The sequence below is a fragment of the Undibacterium sp. WLHG33 genome, assembly GCF_049544815.1.
GTDB lineage: Bacteria > Pseudomonadota > Gammaproteobacteria > Burkholderiales > Burkholderiaceae_D > Undibacterium.
Window position 1 is genome coordinate 2,850,249 of the sequence record NZ_CP186697.1, and the last position, 16,829, is coordinate 2,867,077.

The 16,829-nt window shown below is 51.1% G+C and carries 15 protein-coding genes; all 15 read left to right on the forward strand.

Annotated elements, in window-relative coordinates:
- Positions 1-114 precede the first annotated feature (114 nt).
- The 15 genes from trpB (at position 115) to bamC (ending at position 16,771) form a co-directional block, all read left to right on the forward strand.
- Positions 115-1,383 (forward strand): tryptophan synthase subunit beta, encoded by a 1,269-nt coding sequence (gene trpB, locus ACOTSW_RS12985; RefSeq protein WP_423679495.1) that lies wholly within the window; start codon positions 115-117, stop codon positions 1,381-1,383.
- Positions 1,384-1,634: 251 nt separating this feature from the next.
- Positions 1,635-2,432 carry a tryptophan synthase subunit alpha gene (gene trpA / locus ACOTSW_RS12990; RefSeq protein WP_186897471.1) on the forward strand — a complete coding sequence of 266 codons (798 nt, stop codon included), beginning with the start codon at positions 1,635-1,637 and terminating at the stop codon, positions 2,430-2,432.
- 103 nt (positions 2,433-2,535) lie between these two features.
- Positions 2,536-3,408, forward strand: coding sequence for an acetyl-CoA carboxylase, carboxyltransferase subunit beta (accD, locus tag ACOTSW_RS12995; protein ID WP_423679496.1), 873 nt, complete (start codon positions 2,536-2,538; stop codon positions 3,406-3,408).
- 57 nt (positions 3,409-3,465) lie between these two features.
- Positions 3,466-4,755, forward strand: a complete 1,290-nt coding sequence (gene folC / locus ACOTSW_RS13000) for a bifunctional tetrahydrofolate synthase/dihydrofolate synthase (protein ID WP_423679497.1) — start codon at positions 3,466-3,468, stop codon at positions 4,753-4,755.
- 65 nt (positions 4,756-4,820) lie between these two features.
- Positions 4,821-5,858, forward strand: a complete 1,038-nt coding sequence (locus tag ACOTSW_RS13005; RefSeq protein ID WP_423679498.1) for an SPOR domain-containing protein — start codon at positions 4,821-4,823, stop codon at positions 5,856-5,858.
- A gap of 14 nt (positions 5,859-5,872) precedes the next feature.
- Complete coding sequence (locus ACOTSW_RS13010; RefSeq protein WP_423679499.1) at positions 5,873-6,361, forward strand: CvpA family protein; 489 nt, start codon at positions 5,873-5,875, stop codon at positions 6,359-6,361.
- A gap of 22 nt (positions 6,362-6,383) precedes the next feature.
- Entirely contained in the window at positions 6,384-7,904 is a 1,521-nt protein-coding gene (purF, locus tag ACOTSW_RS13015) for an amidophosphoribosyltransferase (RefSeq protein WP_186883453.1), read from the forward strand.
- A 466-nt stretch (positions 7,905-8,370) separates the two neighbouring features.
- Positions 8,371-10,644 (forward strand): TonB-dependent receptor plug domain-containing protein, encoded by a 2,274-nt coding sequence (locus ACOTSW_RS13020; protein ID WP_423679500.1) that lies wholly within the window; start codon positions 8,371-8,373, stop codon positions 10,642-10,644.
- Positions 10,645-10,771: 127 nt separating this feature from the next.
- Entirely contained in the window at positions 10,772-11,626 is an 855-nt protein-coding gene (locus ACOTSW_RS13025) for a 3',5'-nucleoside bisphosphate phosphatase (RefSeq protein ID WP_423679501.1), read from the forward strand.
- A gap of 65 nt (positions 11,627-11,691) precedes the next feature.
- Complete coding sequence (htpX, locus tag ACOTSW_RS13030; RefSeq protein WP_423679502.1) at positions 11,692-12,567, forward strand: protease HtpX; 876 nt, start codon at positions 11,692-11,694, stop codon at positions 12,565-12,567.
- A gap of 51 nt (positions 12,568-12,618) precedes the next feature.
- Entirely contained in the window at positions 12,619-13,242 is a 624-nt protein-coding gene (locus tag ACOTSW_RS13035) for an L-threonylcarbamoyladenylate synthase (RefSeq protein WP_423679503.1), read from the forward strand.
- 57 nt (positions 13,243-13,299) lie between these two features.
- Positions 13,300-13,962 carry a site-2 protease family protein gene (locus ACOTSW_RS13040; protein WP_423679504.1) on the forward strand — a complete coding sequence of 221 codons (663 nt, stop codon included), beginning with the start codon at positions 13,300-13,302 and terminating at the stop codon, positions 13,960-13,962.
- Positions 13,963-13,981: 19 nt separating this feature from the next.
- Positions 13,982-14,575, forward strand: a complete 594-nt coding sequence (locus ACOTSW_RS13045) for a class I SAM-dependent methyltransferase (protein ID WP_423679505.1) — start codon at positions 13,982-13,984, stop codon at positions 14,573-14,575.
- A gap of 71 nt (positions 14,576-14,646) precedes the next feature.
- Positions 14,647-15,531: a 4-hydroxy-tetrahydrodipicolinate synthase gene (gene dapA, locus ACOTSW_RS13050; protein ID WP_423679506.1), complete on the forward strand. Its 885-nt coding sequence runs from the start codon at positions 14,647-14,649 to the stop codon at positions 15,529-15,531.
- Between the two features lie 79 nt (positions 15,532-15,610).
- Positions 15,611-16,771: an outer membrane protein assembly factor BamC gene (gene bamC, locus ACOTSW_RS13055; protein WP_423679507.1), complete on the forward strand. Its 1,161-nt coding sequence runs from the start codon at positions 15,611-15,613 to the stop codon at positions 16,769-16,771.
- The last annotated feature ends 58 nt before the right edge of the window (positions 16,772-16,829 follow it).

The following is a 16,829-nucleotide window of genomic DNA, read 5'->3' on the forward strand; positions in this document are numbered from 1 at the left end:
TGTTGCGCGTATCGCTGAAAAAACTACCATGAAGTCCGGTGCTGGTTCTGACTTTGACGTGATGAATCACGAGGAATGCATGACCGGGCTCAGCAAAAGAAATAAAGGAATGACATGAAAAACATCGTACCGGGCAGTGCCCATTCTGAATATCCTGATGTCGCCCGTCAGGCGATTTACCAATCTTCCGATTACCATTTACCCGATCAGCGCGGTCATTTCGGCCCGTATGGCGGCACTTTCGTTTCTGAAACGCTGACGCATGCCCTGAATGAACTCAAGGATGCGTACGCCAAGTTTCACAATGATCCGGATTTCATTGAAGAATTTCGCAAAGAACTGAAATATTTTGTCGGTCGTCCATCGCCTGTGTATCACGCCAAACGCTGGTCTGATCTGATGGGTGGTGCGCAGATTTACTTCAAACGCGAAGATCTGAATCATACCGGCGCGCACAAAATCAATAACGTGATTGGTCAGGCCTTGCTTGCCAAACGCATGGGAAAACCGCGCGTGATTGCAGAAACCGGCGCTGGTCAACATGGCGTGGCGACTGCCACGATCTGCGCCCGCTTTGGCCTCGAATGTGTCGTGTATATGGGCTCGGAAGATGTGAAGCGGCAGGCGCAGAATGTGTATCGCATGAAATTGCTGGGGGCGACGGTGGTGCCGGTGGAATCCGGCTCCAAAACCCTGAAAGACGCGCTGAATGAAGCGATGCGCGATTGGGTTGCGAATGTCGATAACACGTTTTATATCATCGGCACGGTGGCTGGCCCGCATCCTTATCCTATGATGGTGCGCGATTTCCAGTCGGTGATCGGTGAGGAATGCCTGTGGCAAATGCCTGAGCAAACAGGTCGTCAGCCTGATTATGTGGTGGCATGCGTCGGTGGTGGCTCGAATGCGATGGGGATTTTTTATCCTTACATCGATCAGAAAGATACAAAGCTGATCGGCGTGGAAGCAGCAGGTGAGGGCGTTGACACCGGCAAGCATTCCGCCTCGCTGACCGCCGGTTCGCCTGGAGTTTTGCATGGTAACCGCACGTATCTGCTGCAGGATGAGAATGGTCAGGTCATTGAAACCCATTCTGTTTCCGCCGGGCTGGATTATCCCGGCGTTGGTCCTGAGCATGCCTGGTTAAAAGACAGTGGCCATGCTGAGTATGTGACGATTACGGATGACGAAGCATTAAAAGCCTTTCACGATTGCTGCCGCATCGAAGGCATCATCCCTGCTTTGGAATCGAGCCATGCGCTCGCGTATGGCGCGAAACTGGCGGCGACGTTGCCAAAAGATAAGATCGTGCTGGTGAATTTGTCGGGACGCGGCGATAAAGACATGCATACCGTGGCTGAACGTGCCGGGCTGAAGTTTTAATGCAGTCTTTGTCAGTAGCGTATAACCGGGCGTAAAAAAAAGGCAGTAAATGAGGTAAACGACAGATACTCCCCCATAAATTTTGATTTTCTCGCTTGAAGTCAGCATAAGTAAAGGGCTTCAGGATATACCCCGGGGAGTATCTGGATGCCTGTTTTGAGTGCCCGGATTGCACTATCTTTTGTCCGGGCGGCATTGCTGGTCAGTGATGTTTTGACGTGATGCCGCCGTACATTTTCTTATTTCATACTATGTCAAAAATTCAAGCTACTCTCGCCGCGCTCGCGGCGCAGCAAAAAAAAGGTCTGATTCCGTTTATTACCGCCGGTGATCCTGCGCCCGCCATGACCGTGCCGCTGATGCATGCGCTGGTTGAAGGCGGTGCCGATATCATCGAACTGGGTGTGCCGTTTTCTGATCCTATGGCCGATGGCCCGGTGATTCAGCGCGCATCTGAGCGGGCGCTGCAATTTGGAATTGGCTTGCGTGATGTATTACAATTCGTCCGCGAATTTCGCCTGAGCAATCAGACCACCCCGGTGGTACTGATGGGATATGCGAATCCTATCGAGCGTATGGGACAGGATGCTTTTATTGCGCAGGCGGCCGATGCCGGTGTCGATGGCGTGCTGGTGGTGGATTATCCACCCGAAGAATGCGAAGACTTTGCCGCCAGAATGCAGCAAAAGGGCATGGATACGATATTCCTGCTGGCACCGACCTCGACCGATGAACGCATTGCGCAGGTTGGGAAAATTGCCAGTGGCTACGTGTATTATGTTTCGCTCAAAGGCGTGACCGGTTCCGGTAATCTGGATCTGGATGCGGTGGCGGAGATGATTCCGCGTATCAAAAAACACGTCAAAGTACCTGTGGGCGTTGGTTTCGGTATCCGCGACGGGGCGACGGCCAGAGCGATTGCCTCGGTATCGGATGCGGTGGTGATCGGTTCGCGTATCATTCAGGAATTAGAGAACACGCCGCATGAAAACGGTGTTGCGGCTGTAAAAAGTTTTATTTCTGGTGTCAGACAGGCCCTGGACGAGTAAAATACGCGCCGAACGTACCTGAAAGTACACCATGGTTCCTGTATCAGAATGAACCGGATGCCGGTTTGCAGCGATTGCAGACTGGCTGTTACGAGGAGAAAACATGAGTTGGTTAGAAAAATTGTTACCACCGCGCATACAGCGCTCGGAATCTGCACACCGCAAATCGATTCCCGAAGGCCTGTGGGTGAAATGCCCTTCCTGCGAGGCAGTGCTGTACAGATCAGATCTGGAAGCCAATGTTCATGTCTGTCCTAAATGTAGCCATCACATGCGTATCGGCGCACGGGAGCGTCTTGACTCTCTGCTTGATGCCGGCGGTCGTTATGAAATCGGTCAGGAAGTCCTGCCTGTCGATACCCTGAAATTCAAAGATAGTAAGAAATACCCGGATCGCCTGAAGGATGCGCTTGAAACTACCGGCGAAACCGATGCGATGGTCGTCATGGGTGGTTCTATCATGTCGATTCCGGTTGTTACTGCCTGCTTTGAGTTCGAGTTCATGGGCGGTTCTATGGGCTCCGTCGTCGGCGAGCGCTTCGTGCGCGGTGCGCAGGCAGCGCTGGAGCAAAAAGTGCCATTTATCTGTGTGACGGCGACCGGTGGTGCGCGTATGCAGGAAGGTCTGTTGTCACTGATGCAGATGGCAAAAACCACGTCTATGCTGACAAAATTATCTGAAAAGCGTCTGCCTTTCATTTCTGTGCTGACTGACCCGACCATGGGCGGCGTTTCCGCTTCGTTCGCCTTCCTGGGTGACGTCGTAATCGCTGAGCCTAAAGCACTGATCGGTTTTGCCGGTCCGCGTGTGATTGAGAATACCGTTCGTGAAAAATTGCCGGAGGGCTTTCAGCGTGCGGAATTCCTGCTGCAAAAAGGCGCGATTGATATGATTGTTGACCGCCGTAAAATGCGTGAAGAAATCGCCCGTTTGCTGGCATTGCTGCAAAATCAGCCAGCCGATGCAGTTGCTTAATTAATCTGAATTTTCTCTGTAAGCCCGACATCATGTTGTTCGGGCTTTTTTTATCTTATGTCCAATTTGCCTGCAAGTCTGCCTGAATGGCTGGCTTTACTCGAAACACGCCACTCTAAAGAAATCGATATGGGGCTGGAGCGTGTTGCCTCTGTTAAAAATCGTCTGGGTCTGCAGTTTTCCTGCCCGGTCATTATGGTCGGCGGTACGAACGGTAAAGGCTCCACTTGCGCGATGCTGGAAGCGGTGTATCTGCAGGCAGGTTACCGCGTTGGCTTGTATAGCAAACCACATTTTCTGGATTTCAACGAGCGCGCCCGCATCAATGGTGAAAACGTCGATGACGCGAGCCTGATCAAGGCTTTCACCGCCGTTGAAAACGCCCGCGAATCGACCTCGCTGACCTATTTTGAATTTACCACGCTGGCGATTTGCTATTTACTTGCCGAAGCGCCGCTGGATGTCGTGATACTGGAAGTCGGTCTGGGTGGTCGCCTGGATGCGGTGAATGTGATTGATGCGGATGTGGCGATTGTTACCAGCGTTGATATTGATCACACCGATTATCTGGGCGATACGCGGGAAAAAATCGGCTTTGAAAAAGCGGGTATTTTCCGCTCCGGAAAAACTGCTATTTGCAGCGATCCGGTGCCGCCGCAATCGCTGATCGATCATGCGAATGCAATCGGCGCGGATTTATGGCTGTTCGGTCGTGACTTTAATTACGCTGGCGATAAGCAGCAATGGAATTTCGGTGGCCGCGCCCAGCGTCGTAATTCGCTTGGTTATCCGAGTCTGCGCGGCGCGAATCAACTGCTGAACGCTTCCGGTGTGCTTGCGGCAGTTGAAGCGCTGCGTCATGTTTTGCCCGTCGGGGCGCAGGAAGTCCGTACCGGACTGGTGATGGTGGAATTACCCGGTCGTTTTCAGGTGATGCCCGGGCGGCCTGCTGTGGTGCTGGACGTCGCGCATAATCCGCATGCAGCGGCAACACTGTCGCAGAATCTCGATAACATGGGCTTTCACGCCTACACCTATGCCGTGTTCGGCTCCATGCTGGATAAAGATATCGACGGTGTAATTGCGCAGTTAAAGGATAAAGTCGATCACTGGTATGTGACCGGCTTGCCTTTGCCGCGCGCTGCGACTGCTGCACAGCTGAAGCAAAAATTGCTGGATGCCGGTGTGTTAAGTGACCCGGAAAAAACCATCGTTGCGTTTGACTCGCCGGAAGCTGCCTATGCAGAAGCCATCAGCAAGGCGGGTGAAAATGATAGAATAGTAGTCTTCGGTTCTTTCCTGACGGTCGCCGGTGCAATGCGCGCCAGAAGGATTGCACTGCATTGATGTGATTTTGTCGGTTTGCCCGGCTTTTCCGGGCAGACAACGCTAACTAACCAGATTATTTGCACATGGGTTTGCTCTCGCGCTTTAAACAGAAGCAAGAAACTTCCGATAGTCAGGACAGCGGTGCATTCCGTTCCCGTTCTGAGGAAGACAGTATTCAGTCCCGGGCTCGTAGCAAAAAGACGGAAAGTGCCCGTAAAAATAAGATCAACGATCCTATTTTGCCGGAGAAAAAACGTGCGCGCCGTCGTCTGATCGGTGCGATGGCACTGGCGCTGGCCGCCATTATTGGTCTGCCAATGATACTGGATTCTGAACCCAAACCTTTGGCGGATGACGTCAATATCCGCATCCCTGCAAAAGACAAGGTGTCTGAGCTCGCATCAAATCAGGTTTCCGAACCAGCTGCACCGCGCAAATCCGCAGTCATCGATAGCGATCCCGTTGAAGAAATCATCGAGCCTGTCAGCAGCGTTAAAAATAAAGCGACTACTGATGTGATCGGTAAAGCTGCGCCAGCGAAAACCGATGTTGCGACAGTGATAGCGGATGCCGGCAAGCCAGTCAATGCTGAGCAAAGGCCTGAGCGCAAAGTTGAAACAAAAACCGAAGTGAAGCCCGAGACGAAATCAGAAACCAAGCCGGAATCTAAGTCTGAAGCCAAACCCGTAGCGAAACCGGCAGACAAAACGGCAGACAAAACCGAGCATAAAACAGAGTCTAAGTCTGAACGTAAAGCCGATACCAAACCGGAACCAAAAACTGAAACCAAACTCGTGAAAACGAACGGCAACGATGACGATGCTGCGCGTGCATTAGCGATACTTGAAGGTAAGGCACCGCCAAAAGTAGCGAAACCTGAAGCCGCCGATAAATCTTCTTTTGTCGTGCAGATCGCGGTTTTGTCCACGCAGGAAAAAGTCGATGAGCTGCAAGCCAAGCTCAAGAGCGGCGGTATTAAATCTTACACGCAAAAAGTAGCGACAGCCTCTGGTGATAAAACCCGTATCCGTGTCGGTCCGTTTGAATCCAAAGAAGAAGCAGAAAAAATGCGCACAAAACTGACGAAGTTAGGTCTGAGCGGTTCGCTGGTACCGAACTGAACGGGGCGCGGATCTTGACTCTGTTTGACTACGTCGTACTGGTGATACTGATTTCCTCGATAGTGATCAGCACGATGCGCGGATTGATCAAAGAGATTCTGTCACTGGTCAGCTGGGTTGTCGCTTTCGTGGTTGCGAATGCCTACAGTGAAACGCTGGCTGAGTGGTTGCCCGCCGTGTTTCCGGGGCAGATTATCAGGCTGATTGTGGCTTTTCTGCTGTTGTTCATCGGTGTGCGCTTGCTGATGGCGCTGGTGATGATGGCGGTGGACGCGGTCATTAAAGCTAGCGGCTTATCGCTGGCGGACCGTGGACTCGGTGGTTTATTTGGTCTGGCACGCGGCTGCGTGCTGGTGTTGGCGGCGGTGCTGGTGTGTGGCATGACGAGTATGCCGCAGCAGGCTTTCTGGAAAAATGCCTTGTTCAGCCCGTTGGCAGAAACAGCGGCGCGTACGGTGATCCCGTTTCTGCCAGCGTCGGTGTCAGATCATGTCCGGTTTTAATTTGTCTTTTTAGGAGTCCACCATGTGTGGCATCGTCGGTGTAGTTTCAAATAGTCCTGTCAATCAGCTCATTTATGACGCCTTGCTGTTACTCCAGCATCGTGGTCAGGATGCGGCTGGTATTGCTACCAATCACGGCAATAAATTTGCTATGCACAAAGCGAACGGCTTAGTGCGTGACGTTTTCCGTACCCGTAACATGCGTTCCTTGCCAGGGAATGTCGGTATCGGTCAGGTGCGTTATCCGACCGCTGGCTCGACCAGTGAAGAAGAGGCACAGCCGTTTTATGTCAACGCGCCGTTTGGTATCGTGCTGGCTCACAATGGTAATCTGACGAATGCGGTTGAACTGAAAATCGAATTATTCAAAAATGACCGCCGTCATCTGAATACCGATTCCGATTCAGAAGTGTTACTGAACATTCTCGCGCATCAGATTCAGGAAGTGACCAGCGGTTATTCGCTCGACCCTGAAGGTTTGTTCCGTGCAGTGTCCATGTTACATCGCCGGGTGCGTGGCTCGTATGCTGTCGTGGCACAGATTTCCGGCTACGGCTTGCTGGCTTTCCGCGACCCGCACGGCATCCGTCCTTTATGTCTGGGTATTTCTGAAAATGCCGGTGGCACCGAATACATGATCGCCAGCGAATCCGTGGCGCTCGAAGGTCTGGGCTTTAAGTTTGTCCGCGATGTCGAGCCTGGCGAAGCCTTGTTCATCGACCTCGATGGCAAGCTGTATCAGCAGCAATGCGCAGATAATCCCAGCCTAAATCCATGCGCGTTCGAATACGTGTATCTGGCGCGTCCGGACTCCATCATCGACGGTGCATCGGTTTATCTGACCCGCCTGAAAATGGGTGAATATCTGGCGGAAAAAGTCCGTAAGCAATTCAACCTTGGCGACATCGATGTCGTGATGCCGATTCCGGATTCTTCACGTCCTTCCGCAATGGAACTGGCGGAAAAACTGAATCTCGATTATCGCGAAGGCTTCATCAAAAATCGTTACATCGGTCGTACTTTTATGATGCCTGGTCAAGCGGTACGCCGCAAATCTGTACGCCAGAAACTCAATGCGATCAGCTCTGAATTCAAAGGCAAGAGCGTGTTGCTGGTGGATGATTCCATCGTGCGCGGTACCACCAGCCGTGAGATCGTGCAGATGGCGCGTGAATCCGGTGCGAAGCGCGTGATTTTTGCATCTGCTGCGCCACCGGTGCAATTCCCCAACGTCTATGGTATCGATATGCCAACCCGCAGCGAACTGATCGCCTTTGGTCGTTCCGAAGAAGAAGTCTGCCGCGAAATTACGGCGGACGCGCTGGTGTATCAGGATGTGGATGCGATGAAACGTTCTATTTCCGACGTCAATCCTCTGCTGAAAAACATCGAAGCATCTTGCTTTGACGGTTTTTACATCACGGGCGACGTGACACCGGCTTATCTCGATAAGCTGGAAGCTGCGCGTAACAGCCCGCGGCCGGACACGGAAGATTTGCTGCGTTCACAGCTCAATCTGAATCTGGCGGCGCGCGCAGACTGACCATCTGTTTTCATCGTTGTGCCGTTTCAAATAAGCCCGCCCGGATGTTTCCGGCGGGCTTTTTTTATCGGATTTATCTGCTTTTCAGGGGAGTATGTGTCAAAAATGCCTTTATCTCCTTATAAATAAAAGGTGTGTAAATATACTGGGGGGAGTATTTTTTACCTGATATCGTAAAAATATATGACTGTATGACTGTATGACTGTATGCCCGTATGTATCGGTGGGCAGCTGAGCTGTGCGGGCAGGGAAGCGCCGGAACATCGCGCTGACGCATGGTCACGTATCGCAAAGTATCAGCCCTGCTGCCGGTGTTTCAATTCCATACAAAACTGCCCCCACGGCGGGTAGCGTGCGCGGCAGTATAAAAATACAATCATCCTGTCGGCAGAGCGCCTCTTGTTGCATTGTCTGCTGATCTTTTCATACCTGACTGCTTTACTTTATCTGCTCTTTTTTTGACATCATGCTGATACCTTTTCGTTTTTCTCCTGTTGCGATCGCAGTTGCTGCTGCATTTGTTTCTTCGGCTTATGCGCAAACCGAGCCGGTAAAGCCTGCCAGTGCTGATGAAGTCGGAAAGCTGGCAGCGCCGTCAACGAAAGCACCCGCATCGCAGTCACAAAAAACTGAGGCACCGGCCAAAGAGAATGTGCAGAAAGTGACAATCAGCGGTGGCCGCTCCGATATCGACGAGCGCCGCCAATCTACAGCGGCAAAACTGATTTTTGGCCGTGAAGAGCTCGACAGAAATGGCGATACCAATATCGCTGATGTCCTGAAACGTTTGCCTGGTGTGACAATCGGTGGTCGTCCCGGGCGTGGTGGCGACATCCGCATGCGCGGCATGGGCAATGGTTATACGCAAATTTTGATCAATGGCGAGCGCGCGCCGCGTGGTTTCTCCATGGATTCTCTGACGCCGGATCAGGTGGAGCGCATAGAAATTGTTCGTGGTGCGGTGGCTGAATTCAGTACGCAGGCGATCGCCGGCACAATCAACATCGTTTTGCGCGAGGAGTATAAGCAGAAAACAACCGATCTGAAATTTTCTCTGGGTTCAGAGCAGGGGCGGCTGGCACCGAATGTTTCTATCACCATGCCGGGCGAAATAGGGAATCTCAGTTACGCGTTCAGCGGCTCAGTGTTTCAGAATCGTCAGCATGATGAGAGTACGACGTTTACTTCTGAAAAGGACGCAAACGGGCAAGATGCTTTAATCCAGAATCAGGCTGATCAGACGAACCGGCAAACCACCGGCATTAATCTGGCGCCGCGTTTGAACTACCGTTTTGAGAATGGCGACACGCTGATGTTGCAACCGTTTTTAATGCACTCACGCAGCGATTCTGATAGTCGCAGTGAGGTGGATCAGCTATTCCGTTCTGACACTTACCGAGGCGCAACGCCGTATGCGCTGGCAAATGCAAACGCGCATGCGGAAACGACGTTCCTGCGTGGCTTTGGCAACTGGCAGCACCGCTTCGCAAATAATGCCAAGCTCACTGTCCGTTTTGGCGGCGGATTAGGGAGGATGGATAATGCGTCCAGTCGCAAGCAGTTTGATAGCAGCGGTAAGCAGATTGATCTGATTACCGATGTCAACAATACCCGTGACAGCAGTCTCAATACTGGTGGCAAATACATGCTGCCTTATGGCGAAGGGCATACGCTGGCAGCCGGATGGGAGATGGAATTCGGCAGACGCGAACAGACGCGGGTGTCTTTGGATAATGGTCTGCCGCAATTTGCTGAGTCTGGAGACAATCTGGATGCGCGCACCCGCCGTCTTGCTGCATTTGTTCAGGATGAATTTGATATCAATCCGCAGTTCGCTGCGTATGCAGGTTTGCGTTGGGAAGGCGTCCACACATCAAGTACAACTGCCAAAGGCGTAGTGACGAATGACAGCACGGTGGTGAGCCCGATTTTGCAAGGTGTCTGGCGCATTCCGGATTCAAAAGATCAGATCCGTCTCGGCTTCAGCAGCACCTATCGCGCACCGGCATTGAATGATCTGATTGCCTTGCCCAGTATCTCTAATCTGAATACGCCGACACGCCCCGATCGTACCGGCAACCCGAATCTGAAGCCGGAATTATCGAAAGGCATCGATCTGGCTTTCGAGCATTATCTGAGCCGCGCCGGCATCATTAGTGCAAACTTCTTTGTACGGAATATTGATGATCTGATCCGCCGCACGACTGAACCAGTGGTGACGGCACAGGAAACGCGCTGGGTATCATCTCCGAAAAATATCGGGCATGCAGTGACCAAGGGGATAGAGCTGGAAGCAAAATTTCAGTTGCAAGAATTTTTCCCGGAGGCGCCATCGGTCGATTTCCGCAGTAATTACAGCCGTTTCTGGTCTAAGGTGGACGATATTCTGGGTTCCAATAACCGCCTGGATCAACAACCGACGCAGACGGCAAATTTTGGTGTCGATTATCGCCTGAGTGGCATGCCGCTGACGCTGGGCGGTAATGTTAACTGGACGCCAGCGTATTACACCCAGACCACGAATGCGCAGTTAAATTACACCGGCATCAAACGCCAGCTGGATTTATATGCGCTGTGGAAATTCAATCCGAATCTGCAGGTGCGTCTGTCAGCCAATAATCTGACGGCGAACGATGCCATCAGCAGTAGTCTGGTCACGACCGGCGGCATCAATCATATTGATTATAACGACGCCAGGACCTTTAAAACCCTGACTTTGCGCGTGGAGATGAAGATTTAATTTGCCTGATTTTTATCTCGTCAGGCCGAAATGGACATGCATTTTGCGCCGCAGCAGTTTGCGTGAGCTGAGAGTACAATAAGACCGTGATTACATCGGATACTTCTTGTTACGCTGGCTGAATATTATGTCCATTCTTACTCTCAATGCTGATTTACACAGTCACTCCACCATATCGGATGGCGTACTAACACCCGTCGCTCTGGCCGAAAGAGCAAAAGCGAATGGCGTCGATGTCTGGGCGCTGACAGACCACGACGAGGTCAGCGGTGTGGCTGCAGCCCGTGCGGCGGCACATGAGCTTGATATGGGCTTTATTTCGGGCGTTGAAATTTCCATCACCTGGGCTGGCAAGACCATCCATATCGTTGGCTTGAACATTGATGAAAATAACCCGGATTTAATAGCCGGGTTGGCAAAGACGCGTTCAGGACGTGAGCGCCGGGCGCAGGATATGGCCGCCGATCTGGCGAGTAAAGTCGGCATTACTGGTAGCTTTGAAGGTGCGCTGAAATATGTCGGTAATCCTGATCTGATTTCCCGTTCGCATTTTGCCCGTTATCTGGTGGAGATTGGTGCGGCCGCTTCAGTTTCCGATGTCTTTAAACACTATCTGGCTGAAGGTAAACCGGGTTATGTGCCACATCGCTGGGCAACGCTGGCAGAGGCGGTCAAGTGGATACGCGGCGCGGGCGGGGCTGCAGTCGTCGCCCATCCGGGGCGTTATGATCTCAGTCCAGTTGCATTCGATAGTTTTTTCCGTGAATTTAAGGAATATGGCGGCATTGCGATAGAAACGGTGACTGGCAGTCATACCGTCGATCAGTATGATGAATACGCGAAAGTCGCGAATCAGTATGGTTTTCTGGTATCGCGCGGTTCAGATTTCCATTCTCCGGAAGATGCGGACGTCGATATCGGCAAATTACCTTTGCTGCCTAAATTTTCCAAACCCGTATGGGAAAACTGGATCAGCGCTTGAAATTAACAATATTGCCTATATCTTCCCAAAAGATTAACTTCTTTCCCCCTGGCTGGAGACTCTGTATGAAACGTATTGTCTTATTTTTGCTGACTAACCTGGCGGTCATGCTTGTGATGTCTGTCGTCCTGTCTGCATTGGGTGTCAATCGCTATCTGACAGCAAACGGCCTGAATATGGGCATGCTGATGGTGTTTTCTCTGGTGGTTGGTTTCACCGGTGCGATTTTCTCGCTGTTGATCAGTAAGCCGATGGCAAAGTGGTCAACGGGTGCCCGCGTTATTGATGCACCATCCTCTTCCACTGAGTTGTGGCTGGTGAATACCGTGAAAGCGCTGGCTGACAGAGCTGGTATCGCTATGCCTGAAGTCGCTATTTATGATGGTGAACCGAATGCATTTGCAACCGGCGCATTTAAAAACTCAGCCTTGGTTGCGGTATCGACTGGCTTGTTGGAAAGCATGACAAAAGAAGAGGTTGAGGCCGTTCTGGGTCACGAAATTGCCCACGTTGCCAATGGCGACATGGTCACGATGACCTTGATACAAGGCGTGGTGAATACCTTTGTGGTCTTTCTGGCGCGCGTGGTCGGTTACGCGATTGACAAAGCCGTGTTCCGTAACAATGACGATGACAGGCCGGGTATTGGCTATATGATTACCGTCTTTGTCTGCGAAATTATTTTCGGTATCGCTGCATCGATGATTGTCGCCTGGTTTTCGCGTCAGCGTGAGTTCCGTGCCGATGCTGGTTCAGCGCAATTGCTGGGCAACCGTCAGCCTATGATTCATGCTTTGGCGCGCCTTGGTGGTATGGAGCCGGGTGAATTGCCGAAGTCGATTGCCGCTGCGGGTATCAGTGATAAACCAGGATGGGGTGCTTTGTTTTCCTCTCATCCTCCGATGGAACAACGTATCGCTGCGTTGCAAAATCTGAAATAATGTTGCACTAATTTATATAGCGGTAGCGGTTGCTACCGCTTTCTTCTTTTTATGACTCAATTTTTCCAGATTCATCCAGAAAATCCGCAATCGCGCCTGATTAGGCAATCGGCAGACGTGGTGGAGAAAGGCGGTATTGTCGCTATCCCTACCGATTCATGTTATGCGCTGGTATGCCGCCTTGACGATAAAGATGCGGTAACGCGTTTGCGGCGCATCCGTGGTGTTGATGAAAAGCACCACCTGACCTTGTTATGCCGCGATTTATCTGAAATTGCCTTGTATGCGAAAGTCGATAATCGTCAGTACCGATTGCTGAAAGCGGCAACTCCGGGGCCGTACACAATGATATTGGAGGCGACTAAAGAAGTGCCGCGGCGCCTGAGTCACCCGTCCCGTAAAACCATAGGTTTGCGGGTGCCGGAAAACAATATCACGCAGGCCTTGCTCGAAGAACTGGGGCAACCTTTGCTGGCAACGACGCTGATTTTGCCAGACGAGGACGAGCCATTGACTGATCCTGAGCTGATCCGTGAAAAGCTGGATAAAATAGTTGACCTGGTGATTGACGGCGGCGCCTGCAGCCTGTCGCCAACCACGGTGATTGACATGACGGGCGAGATGCCTGAACTGGTCAGACAGGGCAGAGGCGATGCCAGCCTGTTTGGTTTGTAATTTTCATTCATGCGAACGCAGATGTAAGCTGAGTGACAGAATATTTAAAAGACTTCCATGAATGAATTAATACAGACGGTACTGATTTACGCTTTGCCGGTGATTTTTGCGATCACCTTGCATGAGGCCGCTCACGGCTATGCTGCCAAATATTTTGGCGATACGACAGCTTATAGTCAGGGGCGTCTGAGTCTCAATCCTATGGTGCATATTGATCCCATCGGCACCATTCTGATTCCTGTCGTTTTGTACTTTGCGACCAGCGGATCATTTTTGTTTGGCTACGCCAAACCGGTTCCGGTGAATTTTTCGCGCCTGAAAAATCCTAAGCGGGATATGGCGTGGGTGGCGCTGGCTGGTCCTGCTGCCAACTTTGCGATGGCATTTGCCTGGATGTTGTTCGGCGCGGTATTGCAAGCGGCAGATATCGATGAAGCGTATTTTAATAGTATGGCTAAAGCGGGTTTGCTGACGAATCTTGTGATGATGGCGTTTAACCTGTTTCCTGTTCCGCCGTTGGATGGCGGCCGTATTCTGGTCAGTTTATTGCCATATAAACTGGCCTATAAATTTGCCCAGATTGAACCCTATGGTTTTTTTATCGTGATGGGGCTGGTTGTGTTGCACGTGCTGCAATTCTGGATGGTGCCGGTGATGGTGTTGACAAGCAGTTTCTTGTCGCTATTACTGACGCCGTTTTCTTTCCTGTTGGGTTTGTGAGTTGATCGAAGCCCTGTTTATGTCGAATTCCATGCTCGCAGAGCCATCACACTGGGTCAAAAGATTTGCATCGCTGAGTCCTGCAGGTGAGGTGCTTGATCTGGCTTGCGGCGGCGGCAGAAATTCCCGGTTTTTACTGGCAGAGGGTTTTACCGTTACCTGCCTCGATAGGGACGACAGCTCTTTTGCTGATCTGGCGTCTCGCGGCGCTAAAACTATTTTGCATGATCTGGAGCCTGATCCAGAAGAGTGCAACTGGCCATTTCCTTCTGCGTGTTTTGCGGCAATCGTGGTTTGTAATTATCTGCATCGTCCATTATTTCCGCACCTGCTTGACAGTTTGCAGCAAGGAGGTTTGCTGATCTATGAAACTTTTGCGACGGGCAATGAGCAGTTTGGTAAGCCATCCAGCCCGCGTTTTCTTTTGCAGCCCGGTGAATTGCTGCGGCAGATACATACTGCCCCGGAATCGCTTATGCATGTGATCGGCTATGAAGAGGGTTTTATTGTTGAACCAAAACCCGCGATGGTGCAGCGTATTTGCGCCAGAAAAGCAGCTGGCTCTGCGCCTGAAGATAAGCTGCCGGTCTGGTTGAATGAGGATCAAATCTAATTCCATCTATTTGCGCCCCGATTGCTGGTCTATCCGCTACAATCAGGGTTTTACTTTTTTCTCGCACTAACATGACAAAGATACAGGGTAGTCTGGTCGCGATTGTGACCCCTATGCATGAGGATGGCAGTCTCGATTTGCCATGCCTGCGCAAATTGATTGACTGGCATATCGCTGAAGGCACCGACGGTATCGTGATCGTCGGTACGACTGGCGAGTCTCCGACGGTTTCAGTTGAGGAACATTGTGAGCTGATCCGTGTCGCGGTTGAGCACACGAATAAGCGTATCCCTATCATTGCCGGTTCCGGTGCGAATTCCACTGCGGAAGCGATAGAGCTGACACGCTTTGCCAAAGACATCGGTGCTGATGCTTCGTTGCAGGTCGTACCTTATTACAATCGTCCGACACAAGAAGGCATGTATCAGCATTTCAAAAAAATTGCTGAGTCAGTTGATATTCCTGTGATTCTGTATAACGTGCCTGGTCGTACGGTTGCAGATATGTCGAACGATACTATTTTGCGACTGGCTCAGGTTCCAGGTATCGTTGGTGTTAAAGATGCAACCGGTAATATCGGGCGCGGAACGGATCTGATTCGTCTCGCACCTTCAGATTTTGCGGTGTATTCCGGTGATGATCCGACGGCAATGGCCTTAATGTTCTGTGGTGGTAAAGGTAATATCTCTGTGACTGCCAACGTCGCACCGAAAGCGATGAGTGAGTTGTGTGCTGCTGCAATGCGGGGCGACATTCAGGAGGCGATTGCAATTAATAACCGTATGTTGCCATTGCATAATAAGTTGTTTGTCGAGCCTAATCCTTTGCCTGTAAAGTGGGCGATGGTTGAAATGGGATTGATTCCTGCCGGCATCCGCTTGCCTTTGGTGCCTATGGCTGCGCAATACCATGACGTAGTTCGTGCAGCTTTGCGCGAGTCAGGTGTATTACAATAAACACCATTTTGAGCGGGTCACTGATTGACCCGCTTGCTCCACGTAGTTTTGATTGACGATAATGAGTAGGGACTTTCACATGGCAAAAAGCTTTGTTGCTAAAAATGGGATCATAGGCGCAGTAGCGTTGGTTGGATTGACTGGTTGCAGCTCTATTAGCAATATGATTGAGCCGAACAAGATTGATTACAAAAGTGCGGGTAAAGTCACCACTGCATCCTTGGAAGTCCCCCCTGATCTGACTCAGATCCGTCGTGATAACCGTTTTGCCATTCCTGATGCGAATAAGAGTAGTGCAACTGCGTCTGGTTACAATCTTGAAAGAGGTATCAAGACATCTTCTGTTGCAGCAGCAATAGCCCCGACTCAGATCAAAGGAATGCGGATTGTCCGCGATGGATCGCAGCGCTGGCTGGTCGTCGGACAGACACCTGAAGTGTTATGGCCGCAAATCAAGGATTTCTGGCAGGAATCCGGATTTTTGATTAATGTTGAAAATCAGGAAGCCGGAGTGATGGAAACTGACTGGGCAGAAAATCGCGCCAAAATTCCTCAGGATATTATTCGCAGTACCCTGGGTAAAGTAATTGACTCCTTGTATTCGACTGGTGAGCGCGATAAATTCCGCACGCGTCTTGAACGTGGAGCGAATGGTGAAGTTGAGATTTACATCAGTCATCGCGGCGCGCAGGAAGTGTTGACCGGGGCGCAAAAAGACAGTACTACCTGGACAGCGCGTCCTGTCGATCCGGATCTTGAGGCCGAGTTTTTATCTCGTCTGATGGTGCGCCTGGGTTCGGACGCTGATGTCGCCAAGGCGGCTGTTAATGCACCCGCTGCGAATGTTAAGCCCCGCTCTCAACTGTTGAAGAGCGGAGATTCAAGCTATGTTGAGGTGGATGAGGGATTTGATCGTTCCTGGCGTCGAGTTGGTTTGGCGCTTGATCGTGTCGGCTTTACCGTTGAAGATCGTGATCGCTCTCAGGGACTGTATTTTGTCCGTTATATTGATCAGGATATTGATGCGAAAACGAAGGGGGCCAGCGAGGGTTTCTTCTCGAAATTATTCTCTTTTGGTTCCAGTGATAAAACGAACGATGCGAAGAGATATCGTATCCTGGTTAAAAATGCCTCTAACGGTGCGGTCAGTCATATTACTGTCCATAACAACGAAGGCAAGGTGGATTCCTCTCCGGTCGCAGCAAAGATATTGCAATTGCTGAATGATCAGTTGAAATAATTCAGTTCTTTATTTAAGAAAAAAGCATAGGAACTCCTATGCTTTTTTTGTTTTTGCG

Coding starts and splice junctions, on each gene's coding strand:
- trpB (WP_423679495.1), top strand. CDS start 115: ATGAAAAACATCGTACCGGGCAGTGCCCATTCTGAATATCCTGATGTC.
- trpA (WP_186897471.1), top strand. CDS start 1,635: ATGTCAAAAATTCAAGCTACTCTCGCCGCGCTCGCGGCGCAGCAAAAA.
- accD (WP_423679496.1), top strand. CDS start 2,536: ATGAGTTGGTTAGAAAAATTGTTACCACCGCGCATACAGCGCTCGGAA.
- folC (WP_423679497.1), top strand. CDS start 3,466: ATGTCCAATTTGCCTGCAAGTCTGCCTGAATGGCTGGCTTTACTCGAA.
- ACOTSW_RS13005 (WP_423679498.1), top strand. CDS start 4,821: ATGGGTTTGCTCTCGCGCTTTAAACAGAAGCAAGAAACTTCCGATAGT.
- purF (WP_186883453.1), top strand. CDS start 6,384: ATGTGTGGCATCGTCGGTGTAGTTTCAAATAGTCCTGTCAATCAGCTC.
- ACOTSW_RS13020 (WP_423679500.1), top strand. CDS start 8,371: ATGCTGATACCTTTTCGTTTTTCTCCTGTTGCGATCGCAGTTGCTGCT.
- ACOTSW_RS13025 (WP_423679501.1), top strand. CDS start 10,772: ATGTCCATTCTTACTCTCAATGCTGATTTACACAGTCACTCCACCATA.
- htpX (WP_423679502.1), top strand. CDS start 11,692: ATGAAACGTATTGTCTTATTTTTGCTGACTAACCTGGCGGTCATGCTT.
- ACOTSW_RS13035 (WP_423679503.1), top strand. CDS start 12,619: ATGACTCAATTTTTCCAGATTCATCCAGAAAATCCGCAATCGCGCCTG.
- ACOTSW_RS13040 (WP_423679504.1), top strand. CDS start 13,300: ATGAATGAATTAATACAGACGGTACTGATTTACGCTTTGCCGGTGATT.
- ACOTSW_RS13045 (WP_423679505.1), top strand. CDS start 13,982: ATGTCGAATTCCATGCTCGCAGAGCCATCACACTGGGTCAAAAGATTT.
- dapA (WP_423679506.1), top strand. CDS start 14,647: ATGACAAAGATACAGGGTAGTCTGGTCGCGATTGTGACCCCTATGCAT.
- bamC (WP_423679507.1), top strand. CDS start 15,611: ATGGCAAAAAGCTTTGTTGCTAAAAATGGGATCATAGGCGCAGTAGCG.